The sequence below is a fragment of the Hamadaea tsunoensis DSM 44101 genome, from assembly GCF_000428945.1.
Classification (GTDB): domain Bacteria; phylum Actinomycetota; class Actinomycetes; order Mycobacteriales; family Micromonosporaceae; genus Hamadaea; species Hamadaea tsunoensis.
Map to the genome: position 1 here is coordinate 25,831 of NZ_AUAX01000009.1, position 16,121 is coordinate 41,951.

Here is a 16,121-nt window from a genome sequence, read left to right on the forward strand (position 1 = left end):
CGATCTGCGCTATCGATACGGGTCAGGCCGCGCCGAGGTCCTTGAGCAGGTCCTGGACGACCGTGATCTCCTTCTGCTGGCCGGCCTTCATGTTCTCCGCCAGCTCCTTGACATCCGGATCGGTCGTCTTCGCGAGTACGCCGTCGACCATGTGAATGCCGCCGAGATGGTGGGCGAGGATCAGCTTCAGATAGAGGATGTCCACCTGCTTGCCCGACGCGCTCTGCAGTTGCCGCATCTGGTCCTGCGTCGCCATGCCCGGCATGAGGCCGTCCTTGAGCGCCGCCGTGCCCTCCGGCATCCAGGCCATCTTCGGCTGGGTTCCGGTCGGGTCGAGGCCCCAGTCCTTGAGCCAGGTCTGCATGATGCCGATCTGGTTCTCCTGGGTCAGCGCGATGTCGTAGCCGAGCTGCCGCACATTGGGATTGGTCGCCTTCGCCGCGGCGATCATGCTCATGTCCACCGCCTGCGCGTGGTGGGTCGACATGTCGCGGGCGAAGCCGGCCTCGGCCGAGTCGTCACCCGGGGTCGCGGCGGAGGCGGACGCCACCGGTACGGTGCCCGGATCGACGGACCGGCCGATGGCGTACCCGAGCATCAGCGCGAGGATGATGCCCAGGGTGACGCCGCCGGTGACCAGCCATTTGCGGTTAATCATGATCTTCCAGTCTCAGCTCACTGCTGCTGCGTCATGCCGCTGCCGGCGTCGTACGGGGTGGTTCCGGTCCGGGTGATGCCGCCCGAGCAGGACGCACCCTGCTCCTGCGAGTCGTTCTTGCGCAGCGCCCGGATGAAGGCGTCGATCCGCGAGTCGTCGGCGTTGTCGACCTTCAGCTGGTAGCCCCAGGCCTGGAGGCTGACCGCGGTACCGAGGTTGTCCACCGGGCTCATGAACGTGTACTCGTTGCCCTTGACCCGCTCGACCAGCTTCTCGACCTGCTTCGAGTCGAGCTTGCTGTCGTAGGTCACCCAGATCGCGCCGTGCTCGAGGCTGTGCGTGGCGTGCTCCTGGGCGATGGGGGCGTCGTAGACGTCGCCCATGCAGTTCTGCCAGACCGGGTTGTGGTCGCCGCCGACCGACGGGAACACCTGGTAGGTCAGCTTGCCCTGCTTGTGGTTGGCGGTGAGCCAGGCCGGCTTCTGGGCGTTGTAGTTGACGATGCCCTGGATCTTGGCCGCCCGGTCCTGCCAGGGGGTCTTCGCCTCTTCGGCCGCCAGCTTGGACTCGGCGGCCTGCTTGTCGCGGGCCTTCTTGCCGGTGGCGTAGTCCTTGTAGATGAAGTAGCCGCCGAAGCCCACGATCGCCAGCGCGAGCGCGATGACCGCGCTCAGCACGATGATCGGGCCCCAGGCGCGCTGCTGGGTGACCTTGACGGGCGTGACGGGCCGGCGTCCCTTGCCGGAGCCGCCCGGCCGGCCGTTGCCGGCCCCGCCGCCCGTCTTGGCCGAGCCGCCGGGCTTGTTGCCGTCCGCGGTCGACTTGCCGGACTTGACGACGTTGACTTGGCGCTTCTCGCCGGGGGTGCTGACGCTCATCGATTGCCTCTGGTGGAGTGGGTGGTGAGCAGGAAATCACGCTCGACGAGCGTGGCGGCCCGTCAAGGCCCAGAGTCTAGCGCGATTACCATGGAACAGTGACTCCCGAGAAGCTCGCAGAGACCGTCCTCGCCGCCGCCCGTGCCGTGTTCGCCGAGCGTGGCCTCGATCACTCGATCCTGCCGGGAGTGACGACCGTCGAGCGACCCCGCAACCCGGAGCACGGCGACTACGCGTCGAACCTCGCCATGCAGGTCGCCAAGAAGGCCGGGGCCAACCCCCGCGAACTCGCGACCGCCCTGGCCGCCGCGCTCGGCTCGGCCGACGGGGTCGCCGCCGTCGAGGTCGCCGGCCCGGGCTTCCTGAACATCCGGCTCGACGCCGGCGCGGCCGGGACGTTGGCGCGTACCGTGGTGGAAAATGGCACAAAGTACGGCGAGAACACCGCTCTGATCGGTGAGCGGCTGAACCTGGAGTTCGTCTCGGCGAACCCGACCGGCCCGATCCACCTCGGCGGCGTCCGCTGGGCGGCCGTCGGCGACGCGCTGGCCCGGCTGCTCAAGGCGTCCGGCGCGCAGGTCACCACCGAGTACTACTTCAACGACGCCGGCTCCCAGATCGACCGGTTCGCCCAGTCGCTGCTGGCCAGTGCCGAGGACAAGCCGACGCCCGAGGACGGGTACGGCGGCGCGTACATCGCCGAGATCGCGCAGACGGTGCTCGCGAAGCGGCCGGACGCGCTGGAGAGCGCCGATCCGCAGGAGGTCTTCCGGGTCGAGGGCGTCGAGCTGATGTTCGAGCAGATCAAGGAGTCGCTCGCCCAGTTCGGGACGACCTTCGACGTCTACTTCAACGAGAAGGACCTGCACGACCGGGGCGCCCTCGACCACGCCCTCGACCGGCTGCGTACGCAGGGCCAGGTCTTCGAGGCCGACGGCGCGACCTGGCTGCGGACCACCGAGTTCGGCGACGACAAGGACCGTGTGCTGCGCAAGTCGGACGGGGACTGGACCTACTTCGCGGCCGACTGCGCGTACTACCTCGACAAGCGGGAGCGCGGCGCCGACCGGGTCGTGATCATGCTGGGCGCCGACCACCACGGCTACGTGGGCCGGATGCGCGCCATGGCCGCCTGCTTCGGCGACGACCCGGACCAGCACCTGGAGATCCTGATCGGCCAGATGGTCAACCTCCTGCGCGACGGCCAGCCGCTGCGGATGAGCAAGCGGGCCGGCACCGTGGTGACGATGGAGGACCTGGTCGAGGCGATCGGCGTCGACGCCTCCCGGTACGCGCTGGCCCGGTACTCGTCGGACTCGCCGATCGACATCGACATCAACCTGTGGACGAGTGCCCGGAACGACAATCCGGTCTACTACGTGCAGTACGTGGCCGCGCGTACGGCGAGTGTCTCGCGCAACGCGGCCGACGTCGGGCTGAACCGGCAGACCGCCGAGTTCGACCCGGCGCTGCTCGCCCACCCGAAGGAGCTGGACCTGCTCAAGCAGATCGGCGACTTCCCGGGGGCCGTGCAAGCCGCCGCCGAGCTGCGGGAGCCCCACCGGGTGGCCCGCTACCTCGAGACTCTCGCCGGTGTCTACCACCGGTTCTACGACGAGCCCGCCTGCCGCGTGCTGCCCCAGGGGGACGCCCCCATCGACGGCGGCAACGTCGCGCGGCTGTGGCTCAACGACGCCACCCGCCAGGTCATCGTCAACGGCCTGGGCCTGCTCGGCGTCACCGCCCCGGAACGGATGTAATTCGATGCGCGCTCACGAAGCCGGAGCCCTGCACGCGGACTTCGGTCAGCCGCCCATGTGGCTGCGCCCGCCCGCCGACGTCAACGCCCTGATGAAGGAGCTGTGGCCGAAGACCGCCACGAAGGACGCCGAGGGTGTCCTGCACATCGGCGGCGTACCGGTCACGCGGCTGGCCGAGGAGTACGGGACGCCGGCGTACTTCCTGGACGAGGAGGACTTCCGGGCCCGCTGCCGGTCCTTCCGCGAGGCCTTCGCCGGTTCCGAGGTCTTCTATGCCGGCAAGGCGTTCCTCTGCAAGGCGGTCGTCCGCATCCTCGCCGAGGAGGACCTGTACCTGGACGTCTGCACCGGCGGCGAGCTGGCGACCGCGCTGGGCGCCGGGATGGACCCCGAACGGATCGGCTTCCACGGCAACAACAAGTCGGTGTCCGAGCTGAACCGGGCGCTGGACGCCGGGGTCGGCCGGATCGTGCTGGACTCGTTCGCCGAGATCGAGCGGCTGACCGAGCTCGCCCGCGCCCGGGGCGTACGCCCGAAGGTGCTGATCCGGGTCACGGTCGGCGTCGAGGCGCACACCCACGAGTTCATCGCGACCGCCCACGAGGACCAGAAGTTCGGCTTCTCCCTGGCCGGCGGCGAGGCTTTCCGGGCGGCGCAGCGCGTACTGGCCGAGGACGTCCTGGAACTGCGCGGGCTGCACTCCCACATCGGCTCGCAGATCTTCGACGCGTCCGGCTTCGAGCTGTCCGCCCGCCGGTTGCTCAGCCTCCAGCAGCGCGTACGCGACGAACTCGGCTCCGAACTGCCCGAGATGGACCTCGGCGGCGGCTTCGGCATCGCGTACACGAGTCAGGATGATCCGCAACCGGCGGCGGACCTGGCCGCGCGGATGAACAAGATCGTGGACGACGAGTGCGCGGCTGCGGGCCTTTCCCGCCCGCGGCTGAGCGTGGAGCCGGGCCGGGCGCTGATCGGACCGGCGATCTTCACTCTGTACGAGGTCGGCACGGTGAAGCCGATGCCGGGCCTGCGCACGTACGTGAGCGTGGACGGCGGGATGAGCGACAACATCCGCGCGGCGCTGTACGACGCCTCCTACTCGGCGACGCTCGCGTCGCGTGCGTCACACGAACCGCCGATCCTTGCCCGCGTGGTGGGAAAACATTGTGAGTCCGGCGACGTGGTGGTGAAGGATGAATTCCTGCCCGCCGACGTCCGGCCCGGAGATCTTCTCGCCGTGCCGGGTACCGGAGCCTACTGCCGGAGCATGGCGAGCAACTACAACCACGTGCCGCGGCCACCGGTGGTCGCGGTGAGGGACGGGCAGTCGCGGGTGATCGTCCGCCGGGAGACCGAGGACGATCTGCTCGCCCTGGATGTCGGCTGAGGGGTCAGTGTCGTGAAGGAGCCTGTGAAGGTCGCGCTCTTGGGGTGCGGCAACGTCGGCGCGGAAGTCGTCCGGTTGCTGCACGAGCAGGCCGACGACCTCACGGCGCGGATCGGCGCGCCGGTCGAGCTGGTCGGCATCGCCGTGCGCCGGCTCGGCCGCGACCGCGGCGGCCTGCCGGTCGACCCGGCGATCTTCACGACCGACGCCCTCGGGCTGGTCAAGCGCGATGACGTCGACGTCGTGATCGAGGTCGTGGGCGGCATCGAGCCGTCGCGGACCTGGCTGGTCGAGGCGCTGCGCGCGGGCAAGAGCGTGGTCACCGCCAACAAGGCCCTGCTCGCCGAGGACGGCGGGTCGCTGCACGACGCGGCCGCCCAGGGCGGCGCGGATCTCTACTACGAGGCCGCCGTCGCCGGCGCCATCCCGCTGCTGCGCCCGCTGCGCGAATCGCTGCACGGCGACCGCATCACCCGGGTCACCGGCATCGTCAACGGCACCACCAACTTCATCCTGTCCAGTATGGACAGCTCCGGCGCCGGCTTCACCGAAGCCCTCGACGAGGCCACCCAGCTCGGGTACGCCGAGGCGGACCCCACGGCCGACATCGAGGGCTTCGACGCGGCGGCCAAGGCGGCGATCCTGGCCTCGCTGGCGTTCCACACCCGGGTCGGGGCCGCCGACGTCTACCGTGAGGGCATCACCGAGGTCAGCGCGGCCGACGTGGCCAGCGCGAAGGCCATGGGCTGCACGATCAAGCTGCTCTGCATCGCGGCGCGTACGCCCGACGGCGGCGTCAGCGTCCGCGTGCACCCGGCGATGATCCCGCGGCAGCACCCGCTGGCCAGCGTCGGCGACGCCTTCAACGCGGTGTTCGTCGAGGCGGAGGCGGCCGGGCAGCTGATGTTCTACGGTCGCGGTGCCGGTGGCGCCCCGACCGCGTCGGCCGTCCTCGGCGACCTCGTGGCCGTGTCGCGCAACCGCCTCTCGGGCACCCGGGCCGCTTCCGAATCCGCGTACGCCGACCTGCCCGTCCGCTCCATGGGCGAAGTCCGTACGCGGTACCACATCTCGCTCGACGTGGCCGACCGCGCCGGCGTACTGGCGCTCGTGGCCGGGGTGTTCGCCCGCCACGACGTGTCCATCGCGACGGTCAACCAGAGCGGCCGGGGCAGCGACGCGGTCCTGGTCATCGTCACGCACTCGGCGCCCGACGCGGCGCTCGCGGCGACGGTGGAGGAACTGCGCGGACTGGAGTTCGTCCGCTCGATCGCCAGCGTCCTGCGCGTCGAAGGCGAGTAGCGCCGCAAGGCGGCGGTTGCCGATCTTGCTCGAATGTACTGGCATTCCAGGCATCCCGGACGAAATTCGAGACATTCGCGCAAGATCGTCGGTAATCCGAGTACGCAAGTCGGACAGTCGCGACAAAGGTCCGGGTGAAGGGTGAGACGCTCGCGCGCGGACGGTCCACTGTCGACATAAAGATGCTGGTCGGGGGCGGTGGAGTTATCCACAGGGGCGGCCGAAGTGTTTGCGGCCGCCGTACGCGCCTGCCTAGGGTCAAGGCGGAACTTGATGGCCCAAGGGGGAGGTTGCGATGGTGGACGACATCGAGGCCGCGGAGGACTGGCTGAACTCCTGGACCGCCAGCGTCAACGCGCAGGCGGAGCGGGCGGCGCAGCTGTCCAGCCGAGTGGCGGGCCTGCGCGGTGAGGCCGAGAGCCGCGACGGTTCGATCCGGGTGACGGTCGGCTCGTCGGGCCAGGTGGAGAAGCTGGAGCTCGACGATCGGGTGCAGCGGCTGGCCGGCGCGGATTTGGCCAGGGAGATCCTCGGCGTGATGCGCCGGGCGCAGGCGACGCTCTCGAAGCAGGTCTCGGCCGAGGTGGCCGCGACCGTCGGGGCCGACACCGAGACGGGCCGGGCCGTGATCAACTCCTTCGAGGTCCGCTTCCCCGAGCAGCCGGACGAGGACGAGCGCGAGGGCGGTGACCACCGTGGGCGCTGAGATCCAGTTCCCGGTCGCGATCGTCCGGCAGCACGCGGGCACCGTCGACCAGGTCGCCGATGCCGTCGAGCTGGCGCGGTCGGCCGTGCACGAGGTCAGCATGGACACGCAGGCGTACGGGCAGTTGTGCCAGTTCCTGCCGGCGATCCTGAGCCCCGTCTTCGGGCTGGCCGTCGACGCGCTCCACGAGTCTGTGGGGTCCCTGCAGGAGACGGCCACGAAGCTGCGTACCGCCGCGTCGACGACGCAGTCGACCGACGTCCAGGCCGGCCAGCAGACGGCCGCGATACCGGCCCAGCATCCCGGATTGAACCTGCCGCTGTGACCAACCCGCTCGTCGCACAGGCACAGAGTTCCACCACGTGGTACACGGGCCTGGGCCTCGTCGAAGACGTCGCCCAGGTCAGCAACGGAATCCAGAACAACAGCTGGGTCGACGGGACGCTCGGCACGGTCGGCGGGGCGCTCGACATCCTGGGCATGGCGATCGACCCGATCGGCTCGCTGGTCTCGTGGGGCGTCTCCTGGCTGATGGAGCACCTCAAGCCGCTCAAGGACGCGCTCGACTGGCTGGCCGGCAACCCCGACGAGATCGCCGCGCACGCCCAGACGTGGGACAACGTCGCCAAGTTCGTCGACGAGGCACGGCAGCAGTTCCGCGACGCCGTCGCCGCCCAGACCGGCCCATGGGTCGGGGACTCGGGAGACGCGTACCGGGAGCACGCCGGGATCCACCTGTCGGCGCTGGAGGGCATCCAGAAGGGCGCCCACGGCATCTCGTACGCGGTTCAGGGCGCCGGCCTGCTCGTCGGCCTGGTCCGGGGCATCGTCCGGGACCTGATCGCGCAGTTCATCGGCACGCTGGCCGCCCGGTTGCCCATGTGGCTGGCGGAGGAGGGCCTGACCCTCGGCCTCGGTACGCCGGTCGTCGTCGGCCAGGTGGCCACCCTCGTGACGACGTGGGTCAACAAGATCCAGAAGTTCGTCCGGGCGCTGCTGAACTCGCTCAAGCGGCTGCGGCCGATGGTGCACAAGCTCGGCGAGCTGATGACCGAGCTGAAGGAACTGCTGAAGAAGCTGGGCCGGTCGAACCCGCTCCGGCGCGGCGACGAACCGGAGCTGCCCGGCGGCACGCATCCACCGGGCGGAGACATACCGGGGGCGCGTACGGGGCCGGCGGGCGGAAACCTGTATCCGCGCGGACTCGACCCGCACTATCTGGGCGAGACCGACCCCGCGACGGCTTCCCGGCTGTTCAACCGCCCGAGCAACGGCGTCTGGTACGCGCGTACCGCCGCCGAGCGGGAGCAGTTCCGGTTGTACGTCGACTCGGAGGGCAAGCTGCGCAGCGCCGCCGACGGGACTCTGTTCGACACGGCGGACGGCACCTCGGCGCACAGTGCCAGGCCGCGCGCGGTCTACGTGATGGACGAGAACGGTAACCTGTACGCGAGCAACTATCACCAGGTCGGCGCGTTCCACCACTCGAGCTTCACGGGCGGCCAGCCGGTCGCCAGCGCGGGCGAGATCACGGTCAAGGAAGGCGTCGTGACCCAGATGAACAACGGCAGCGGTCACTACAAGCCGACGCCGTCGCACTACTACCAGGGCCGGGACGAGTTGCTGGCGCAGGGCCTGAAGCCCGGCGCGAACATGGAAGAGGATCTGTGGTGGGGACCGTGACCGAGGACGCCTGGCGGGGCACGCTGAACCAGATCCTGTATCTGGCCAACCACGCCCACGAGCTGTCCGACGAGGATGCCGCCGCGTTCGCCGAGCGGATGATCCAGCACGACTTCTTCCCGGACGGCCCGGCGGTGTACCGGGCGGCGATCGACGCCGCGCTCGGCGATCCCGTGCTGCTCGGGCCGGAGGCCGTGCCGCAGCCGCACGCGGAGCCGGCCGTCCGCGAGTTCCTCGGCAGGCTGGCCGCCGCGCTGGACGCCCGCAAGCCGTGGGCCGCCCCGCGCTACGTGATGCTGGACGTGTCCCAGTGGGAGACGTTCGGCCAGGCCAAGGCCATCGCGCGGATCGACTGGTCGACCGTACGCGTCGGCAACTTCCTGCGCTCGATGTTCCGTGGCGTACCGGTGGGGGAGCGGAGCCTGCCGGTGCTCGTCTTCCGGATCGGCAGCGGGGAGACGCTGGCGCTGATCGGCTCGACCGAGCCGGGTGTGCACAACGTCACACTCCTGCAGCGGGATCCGGGTGATCCGGCGGCGGTCATCGATCATTTCCGTGAGTACACCGGCTTCTCGGAGCAGGACGTCACGCCGTTGTGACGCGTTCCCGCAAGGTGGAACCGACTGGTGGCCGGCGCGTTGACAGGGCAGGCTGTCCAGTGACTCTGCGTGAGGAGAACCAGCATGTGGCGTGGATTGATCGAGCAGTACCGTGACCGGCTTCCCGTGTCGGAGGCCACTCCGGTCATCACGTTGCACGAGGGGAACACGCCGCTGGTCCCCGCGCCCGTGCTGTCGAGCCGAACCGGGTGCGACGTCTACCTGAAGGTCGAGGGAGCGAACCCGACCGGCTCCTTCAAGGACCGGGGCATGACCGTCGCCGTCTCGAAGGCCGTCGAGAGCGGTGCCAAGGCCATCATCTGCGCCTCGACCGGCAACACGAGCGCGAGCGCGGCGGCGTACGCGGCCCGGGCCGGGATCACCTGCGCGGTCCTCGTCCCGCAGGGCAAGATCGCCCTCGGCAAGCTGGCCCAGGCGCTCGTGCACGGCGCCCGGCTGCTGCAGGTCAACGGCAACTTCGACGACTGCCTGTCGCTGGCGAGCAAGCTCTCGGTCGACTACCCGGTGGCGCTGGTCAACTCGGTGAACCCCGACCGGCTGCACGGGCAGAAGACGGCCTCCTTCGAGATCGTCGAGGCGCTCGGCGACGCACCGGACATCCACTGCCTGCCCGTCGGCAACGCCGGCAACATCTCGGCGTACTGGATGGGTTACAAGGAGGACGTCGCGGCCGGCAACTCCACCCGGCTGCCGAAAATGTACGGCTTCCAGGCCGCCGGGGCTGCTCCGCTCGTGCTCGGCGAGGTCGTGCCGAACCCGTCGACCATCGCCACCGCGATCCGGATCGGCAACCCGGCCTCGTGGACCAAGGCGGTCGACGCCCGGGACGAGTCGGGCGGCCTGATCAGCAGCGTGACCGACCGGGAGATCCTGGCCGCGTACCGGCTGCTGGCCCGGGAGGTCGGCGTCTTCGTCGAGCTGGGCAGCGCGGCGAGCGTCGCGGGCCTGTTGCAGTCGGCCGAGAAGGGCCTGCTGCCGGCCGGTTCGACGATCGTCTGCACCGTCACCGGGCACGGCCTCAAGGACCCGGAGTGGGCGATCTCCACCGCGCCGGCGCCGACCACGGTCGCGCTCGACGTCCAGGCCGCGGCGAACGCCCTCGATCTGGCGTGACCTCGGGATGGTCGGACCGGCGTACGCCCTCGACCTGGCCCGACATCGTTATGTAACATCTCGGCGTGCGAGCGCTCCTTACGCAGAATCGTGACTTCCGTCGGCTGTTCCTCTCTCAATTGATCACCCTCAGCGCCGACTGGTTCCTCATGGTTCCGCTGCTCGTGCTGCTCACCCACCTGACCGGGCACGGCTTCTGGGGCGGGCTCGCGCTCGCGGTCGACACCGGCGTACAGGCGCTGCTGCTGCCGTATGCCGGGACCGTCGCCGACCGCCTCGACCGCAAGCGGCTCATGGTGGTCGCCAACCTCGTCGGCGCCGTGGCCGTGGGCGGTCTCTTCCTCGTACGCGGAAGCGAGGCCGGCCCGCTCGCCGCGCTGGCGGTCGGCGTGCTCGCCGTGGCGAAGACGTTCTACGGACCGGCCGCCAACGCCGCCCTGCCGAACCTCGTCCCGGCGAAGGACCTCTCGGCGGCGATGGCGGTGGCCGGTTCGACCTGGGGCACGATGACCGTCGTCGGCTCCTCGCTGGGCGGCGTGGTGGCCAGCGTCGTCTCCCCGTACGCCTGCTTCGGTGTCATCGCCGCGCTCCTGGCCGGCTCGGCGCTGCTGTCGGCGGGCATCCGCCAGCCGACGCAGGCCGCCCGCGAACCGGAGCACGAGCACCCGAGCGCCTGGCCCGCGATCCGGGAGGCGCTCGGCTACCTGCGTCCGCGGCCGCGGCTGAGGTCCCTGGTGACCGTCAAGGCGGCGGTCGGCGTCGGCAACGGCCTGCTGGTGGCGTTCCCGCTGCTGGCCGTCCACTATGGCGTCGGCGCGATGGGCGTCGGCCTCATGTACGCCGTCCGCGGCCTCGGTTCCCTGCTCGGCCCGTTCGTCCTGCGGCGCGTACTCAACCGGCCGGACTGGCTGCTGTCCGGGCTGTCGATCTCGATGGCCGCGTACGGCGTGTCCTATCTGGCCGTCGCCGTGCTGGACTGGTTCCCCGTCGCCCTGCTCGGCATCTTCATCGCCCACGCGGCCGGCGGCGGCAACTGGATGATGAGCTCGTACGCCATCCAGCGGGTCGTCCCCGACGAGCTGCGCGGCCGCGTCGGCGCCACGGACACGATGATCGCCATGCTGGCCGTCACCGCCTCGCAGCTCGTCGCCGGGGTGTTCGTCGATTCGCTGGACACTCGCGTACTCATCGCCTGCTGTGCCCTGACGACGTTGAGCTACGCGGCCGGGTGGCGGCTGGTCACCCGGCGCATCGAACGGCGTGAACCGCTGCCCGTCTAGGCGCTCGGCGGCTGCTGCCCGTACGCCTGCGGCGGCTGCGGTGCGAAACCGGGCTGCGGCGCGTAACCCTGGATGGGATTGGGCGTGAGCGGTGCGGTCGGCGCGGCGGCCTTCGGGCGGCGGCCGGCGAAGACCGCGAAGAGCAGGAGCCCGACGGCGATCAGGTGAAGGATCCCGGTGACGAGAGTGATCACCGCGATCAGGGTATTGAGCTCCGAGTAGGACATGTGGTGGTTCTGCATGAACTCGGGGATGCTCGGCGCGCCGACGATGATCCAGAAGACGTCCCAGATGGACAGCAGGACGAGCAGGCCCAGACCGGCGGCGGCCAGCGAGCTCGCGCCACCGCCGACGCGGGACCGCAGGACGAGGACGACGACGGCGCCGGCGCCGAAGGCGAACAGGCTCAGCACCGCCGGAATGACGGCGATGAAGTCGGCGGTTTCGAGGGAACGCAAGTCTTCCTCCTGAGGGGTGAGGCCGTCGTCGATGGTATCGGCCCGCCGCCGCGCAGGCTGTCCACGTGGGAGCGACCGACCGGCCCGTCCGGCCGTGACCTGGGCGTGATCCCCAGAGAATCCCCACCGGACGACGGGGCCTAGCATGATCGTGTGCCGATCGATTTCCCGTCCGGCCCGGTGACGGTCCGGGCGCCGGCCACGAGTGCCAATCTCGGACCCGGCTTCGACGCCCTCGGCCTCGCGCTGACCCTCTACGACGAGGTGACCGCCGAGATCGTCGACAGCGACACCACCGTCGAGGTGGCCGGGGAAGGCGCCGGGCAGCTGCCCGGTGACGAGAGCCACCTGGTCGTCCGGGCGATGCGTACGACCTTCGAGCATCTGGGTGCCCAGCCGAAGGGGATCCGGCTGCGCTGCGTCAACCGGATCCCGCAGGCGCGTGGCCTGGGCTCGTCCAGCGCCGCCATCGTCGCCGGCGTGACCCTGGCCCAGGCGCTCGCGGGAATGCCCGACCGGGCCCAGGCGTTGCGGATCGCGGGCGAGATCGAAGGGCACCCCGACAACGTGGCGCCCTGCGTTCTCGGCGGTTTCACGATCGCCTGGCTGGACGAGGAGCATCAGGCACATGCGGTGTCGACTTCGGTGGACGCTCGCGTGGAGCCGGTCGTGTTCGTTCCGCGTACGCTCGGGTTGACCGCGGAGGCGCGGGCCGCTCTGCCGCCGACCGTCCCGCACCGGGACGCCGCCTTCAACGCCGGTCGCTCCGCCCTCCTCGTGTACGCCCTGGCCGGCGATCCCGGCCTGCTGCACGCGGCGACCGAGGACCGGCTGCACCAGGCGTACCGGGCGGGCGGCATGCCGGAGACCGCACGGCTCGTCGCCGAACTCCGCGCGGCCGGCGTGGCCGCCGTGGTATCGGGCGCCGGGCCGACCGTACTGGCCCTGACCGGCGTACCGTCCGGTTTCGTACCCGGCCCCGGATGGGTACGCCACAAGCTGGGGTTCGACTTGGCCGGAGCACGGCTGACGAGGTAGGCTGGACACGCCGAGCGGGACCCTATTGCCGCAGGTCTTCAGAGTTGGTTAGGCTCTTGAGCTAGCACAGCCGCGAGACAGCGTTCTTCGGCGGTTCGGCTTTCCCCACGGTTACGGCGGGTTCTCCGTCAATCCCCGTCTGCAAAGCCGTACTGCGCAAAAGAAATTGCTCGGCTGCGCGACAAACTCTCGCCTCACGGTGCCGACGAGTCGGTGGCCGGTCGAGGCGGGTGTATCGCCCGGCCGCCCGGCCACCCAACGGCGCCGCATCGGGACATCCAGTCCACGGCGCACCCGGACGGCTCGGCCCATCGAGGGAAGGAATCCATTGAGCGACACCACCGACACCACGTCGGATGTCTCCACCGTCGCTGACGACGCATCCGCCGCCAACGGCCGGCGTCGCCGGTCGGGTAGCGGGCTGACTGCGATGCTGCTCCCTGAGCTGCAGAGCATGGCCGCCTCCCTGGGCATCTCGGGCACGGCCCGGATGCGCAAGGGCGAGCTGATCTCGGCGATCACCGAGCACCAGGCGGGGTCCGCGCCGCGGCCGCGCGCCGAGGTCGCCGCCACCGCCGGGACCCGCGATGAGGTGCGAGCCGAAGTACGTGAGGCGTCCTCCGACGCCGAGGGCACGGTCCAGCGCGAACGCCCGGCCCGCCGGGCCGCCTCGCGACCGGCCGGCCCGCCCGCCTCCGCCGAGCGCGAGGCGACCCGTGAGCCCCAGGCGCGTGAGCCCCAGGCGCGTGAGGAGGGCGAGGGCGAGACCGTCCGGGCCCCCCGCGAGCGCCGGGACCGCCGCGAGCGCAACAACGCCGACCGGGGCGACCGGAGCGGCGGCGGCGAGCGCGCCACGGGCGACCGCCCGGCCAACGAGCGGGGTACCGCCGAGGAGGGCGGCCGTCGCGAGCGCAACAGCTCCGACGCCGAGCGCGGCGGCAACGACCGCAACGACCGGGGCGGGGACCGCTTCGACGACGACGACGAGGGCGGCCGCCGCGGCCGTCGCAGCCGCTTCCGGGACCGCCGTCGCGGCCGGGGCGAGCGGGACGGCGAGGAGGGCAGCGGCAGCAGCAGCGCAGGCAGCAGCAACCGCCGCGAGCCGCAGGTCAGCGACGACGAGCCGCTGATCCCCGTCGCGGGCATCATCGACGTGCTGGAGAACTACGCGTTCGTCCGCACGAGCGGTTACCTGTCCGGCCCGAACGACGTCTACGTCGCGATGTCGCAGGTGAAGAAGTACGGCCTGCGTCGCGGTGACGCGATCACCGGTGCCGTGCGCTCCGCCCGCGAGGGCGAGGGCCGCCGCGACAAGTACAACCCGCTGGTCCGCCTGGACAGCATCAACGGGATGGAACCCGAGGAGGCGCGCCGCCGCCCCGAGTTCTACAAGCTGACGCCGCTCTACCCGCAGGACCGCCTGCGGCTGGAGACCGAGCCGCACATCCTCACGACGCGCGTCATAGACCTCGTGATGCCGATCGGCAAGGGCCAGCGCGCGCTCATCGTCTCCCCGCCCAAGGCCGGTAAGACGATGGTGCTGCAGGCGATCGCCAACGCGATCACCCACAACAACCCCGAGACCCACCTGATGGTCGTGCTCGTCGACGAGCGGCCCGAAGAGGTCACGGACATGCAGCGCTCGGTGAAGGGCGAGGTCATCGCCTCCACCTTCGACCGGCCGCCGATGGACCACACGACCGTCGCCGAACTCGCCATCGAGCGGGCGAAGCGGCTGGTCGAACTGGGCCACGACGTCGTCGTGCTGCTCGACTCGATCACGCGGCTGGGACGCGCGTACAACCTGGCCGCACCGGCCAGCGGTCGCATCCTCTCCGGCGGTATCGACTCGACCGCGCTCTACCCGCCCAAGCGCTTCCTCGGCGCGGCCCGCAACATCGAGAACGGCGGCTCGCTCACCATCATCGCCACGGCGCTGGTGGAGACGGGCTCCATGATGGACACGGTCATCTTCGAGGAGTTCAAGGGCACGGGCAACGCCGAGCTCAAGCTGGACCGGAAGATCGCCGACAAGCGCATCTTCCCGGCGATCGACATCGACCCGTCGGGTACGCGTAAGGAAGAGATCCTGCTCGCGCCCGAAGAGCTCGCGATCGTCCACAAGCTCCGCAAGGTCCTGCACTCGCTCGATTCACAGGCGGCGCTGGACCTGCTGCTGGACAAGCTCAAGCAGACGCGTACCAACATCGAGTTCCTCATGCAGATCGCCAAGACCACGCCGGGGGAATGAGTTCTTCCGCGTAGAAACGGCCCGCCGGCATCCGGCGGGCCGTTTCGGCTTTCCAGCATCATGTTGTCCTTCGCCGCGGGTCGGCTGCGGCTTACGTGGGCCATCCCGTCAAAAGTTGCCTTCGGCTACCTGGAAGACGGGGAGGCCGAGCTCCCGCCACATGCGGACGACCTGGTTGCGGTCGTCGAAGACGGCGGCGATGCGCCAGTCCGGGTGGATGTGCCGCTCGAAGATCTCCCGCTTGACGACGGAGTCCTTGCGCTGGTCGCCCACTGGTCGCATGTACAGGCCGGAGTGTTCGATGCCGACGTGCTCCGCGAGCCACTTCTCCGTGGCGGTACGCCCGTCGTCGGTGCGCCCGGAGCAGTAGATGACCGCGTATCCGGCGGCGTGCATGGCGCGTACGGCGAGGATGACGGCTTCGTGCGGGGTGTCGAGGTGTACGCGGGTCACGTCGTACGGCGAGCGGTTCCCCATGATCGCGACCGTGCCGTCGATGTCGACGATGATCGCTGACGGCTTGCCCTCGGGCGGCACGTAGACCGAGGAGACCGCGACCGTGGGCAGGTCGAGGGGTGCGTGCCGGCCGGCGAGGTAGCGGCCGTGCATCGAGCGGATGACGTCCTCGCCCACGCTGTCCGGCCGGTTCGCGTCGCGTTCCAGGCAGACCTCCAGCGGTACGCCGGTGAAGTCCTCGATCGCGACGGCCGCACCGGCGGCGAGGCCGAGTTCGGCGAGTTCGCGTACGTAGCGGCTGCGCAGATTGGTGTCGTCGCAGATCACGTTGATGCCGGCCCGCAGCAGGGCGTCGATCTGGGCCCGCTGCGCCACGGTGACCTGCTGTTCGGCCCAGCCGGTGCCGAGCAGCCCGCCGTGCAGCATGGTACGCAGATCGTCGCGGTTGACGCGGACGAAGCCGGGCTGCGCCTTGGCCCAGGTCGTCTTGCCGGAGGCGGGCAGCCCGCGGGTGAGGATGAACTTCGGCAC

General features: G+C 70.3%; 15 protein-coding genes. 11 read left to right on the forward strand and 4 right to left on the reverse strand.

The features are described from left to right. Nucleotides 1–22: 22 nt before the first annotated feature. Complete coding sequence (locus G401_RS46505) at nucleotides 23–658, reverse strand: DUF305 domain-containing protein (protein ID WP_034592111.1); 636 nt, start codon at nucleotides 656–658, stop codon at nucleotides 23–25. A 17-nt stretch (nucleotides 659–675) separates the two neighbouring features. Next, entirely contained in the window at nucleotides 676–1,536 is an 861-nt protein-coding gene (locus tag G401_RS0117990; protein ID WP_027343604.1) for a DUF3105 domain-containing protein, read from the reverse strand. A gap of 98 nt (nucleotides 1,537–1,634) precedes the next feature. Here G401_RS0117990 and argS point away from each other — a divergent pair, with 98 nt between their 5' ends. The 9 genes from argS to G401_RS0118035 all read left to right on the forward strand — a co-directional run bounded on the left by argS (nucleotide 1,635) and on the right by G401_RS0118035 (nucleotide 11,387). Continuing rightward, the gene (gene argS, locus G401_RS0117995) at nucleotides 1,635–3,296 is read left to right on the forward strand and encodes an arginine--tRNA ligase (protein WP_027343605.1); all 1,662 of its coding nucleotides are present in this window, start codon (nucleotides 1,635–1,637) and stop codon (nucleotides 3,294–3,296) included. A gap of 4 nt (nucleotides 3,297–3,300) precedes the next feature. Next, nucleotides 3,301–4,683 carry a diaminopimelate decarboxylase gene (lysA, locus tag G401_RS0118000; RefSeq protein ID WP_027343606.1) on the forward strand — a complete coding sequence of 461 codons (1,383 nt, stop codon included), beginning with the start codon at nucleotides 3,301–3,303 and terminating at the stop codon, nucleotides 4,681–4,683. A gap of 24 nt (nucleotides 4,684–4,707) precedes the next feature. Then, on the forward strand, nucleotides 4,708–5,985 hold the full coding sequence (locus G401_RS0118005; RefSeq protein WP_027343607.1) for a homoserine dehydrogenase: 1,278 nt from the start codon (nucleotides 4,708–4,710) through the stop codon (nucleotides 5,983–5,985). A 295-nt stretch (nucleotides 5,986–6,280) separates the two neighbouring features. Continuing rightward, entirely contained in the window at nucleotides 6,281–6,691 is a 411-nt protein-coding gene (locus G401_RS0118010; RefSeq protein ID WP_027343608.1) for a YbaB/EbfC family nucleoid-associated protein, read from the forward strand. Continuing rightward, nucleotides 6,681–7,016, forward strand: coding sequence for a type VII secretion target (locus tag G401_RS46510; protein WP_169734206.1), 336 nt, complete (start codon nucleotides 6,681–6,683; stop codon nucleotides 7,014–7,016). Before G401_RS0118010 ends, G401_RS46510 begins: the two co-directional genes overlap by 11 nt. Further along, complete coding sequence (locus tag G401_RS57125) at nucleotides 7,013–8,374, forward strand: WXG100 family type VII secretion target (RefSeq protein ID WP_051366796.1); 1,362 nt, start codon at nucleotides 7,013–7,015, stop codon at nucleotides 8,372–8,374. Before G401_RS46510 ends, G401_RS57125 begins: the two co-directional genes overlap by 4 nt. Then, a complete protein-coding gene (locus tag G401_RS0118025; protein WP_157545846.1) occupies nucleotides 8,371–8,973 on the forward strand; it encodes a hypothetical protein in 603 nt (200 codons plus the stop codon). The genes G401_RS57125 and G401_RS0118025 overlap by 4 nt, the downstream gene beginning before the upstream one ends. A gap of 84 nt (nucleotides 8,974–9,057) precedes the next feature. Continuing rightward, a complete protein-coding gene (gene thrC / locus G401_RS0118030) occupies nucleotides 9,058–10,107 on the forward strand; it encodes a threonine synthase (protein WP_027343610.1) in 1,050 nt (349 codons plus the stop codon). Between the two features lie 65 nt (nucleotides 10,108–10,172). Next, nucleotides 10,173–11,387, forward strand: a complete 1,215-nt coding sequence (locus G401_RS0118035) for an MFS transporter (protein ID WP_027343611.1) — start codon at nucleotides 10,173–10,175, stop codon at nucleotides 11,385–11,387. Here the strand turns inward: G401_RS0118035 and G401_RS0118040 are convergent. Next, nucleotides 11,384–11,845: a hypothetical protein gene (locus G401_RS0118040; protein WP_027343612.1), complete on the reverse strand. Its 462-nt coding sequence runs from the start codon at nucleotides 11,843–11,845 to the stop codon at nucleotides 11,384–11,386. The genes G401_RS0118035 and G401_RS0118040 overlap by 4 nt on opposite strands. Nucleotides 11,846–11,998: 153 nt before the next feature. On the opposite strand from G401_RS0118040, the gene thrB reads away from it, so the two are divergent. Further along, entirely contained in the window at nucleotides 11,999–12,883 is an 885-nt protein-coding gene (thrB, locus tag G401_RS0118045) for a homoserine kinase (RefSeq protein WP_027343613.1), read from the forward strand. 328 nt (nucleotides 12,884–13,211) lie between these two features. Next, nucleotides 13,212–15,134 carry a transcription termination factor Rho gene (gene rho, locus G401_RS0118050; RefSeq protein ID WP_027343614.1) on the forward strand — a complete coding sequence of 641 codons (1,923 nt, stop codon included), beginning with the start codon at nucleotides 13,212–13,214 and terminating at the stop codon, nucleotides 15,132–15,134. A gap of 108 nt (nucleotides 15,135–15,242) precedes the next feature. Here the strand turns inward: rho and G401_RS0118055 are convergent, their stop codons facing one another. Continuing rightward, nucleotides 15,243–16,121, reverse strand: a complete 879-nt coding sequence (locus G401_RS0118055) for a phosphatase domain-containing protein (protein ID WP_027343615.1) — start codon at nucleotides 16,119–16,121, stop codon at nucleotides 15,243–15,245.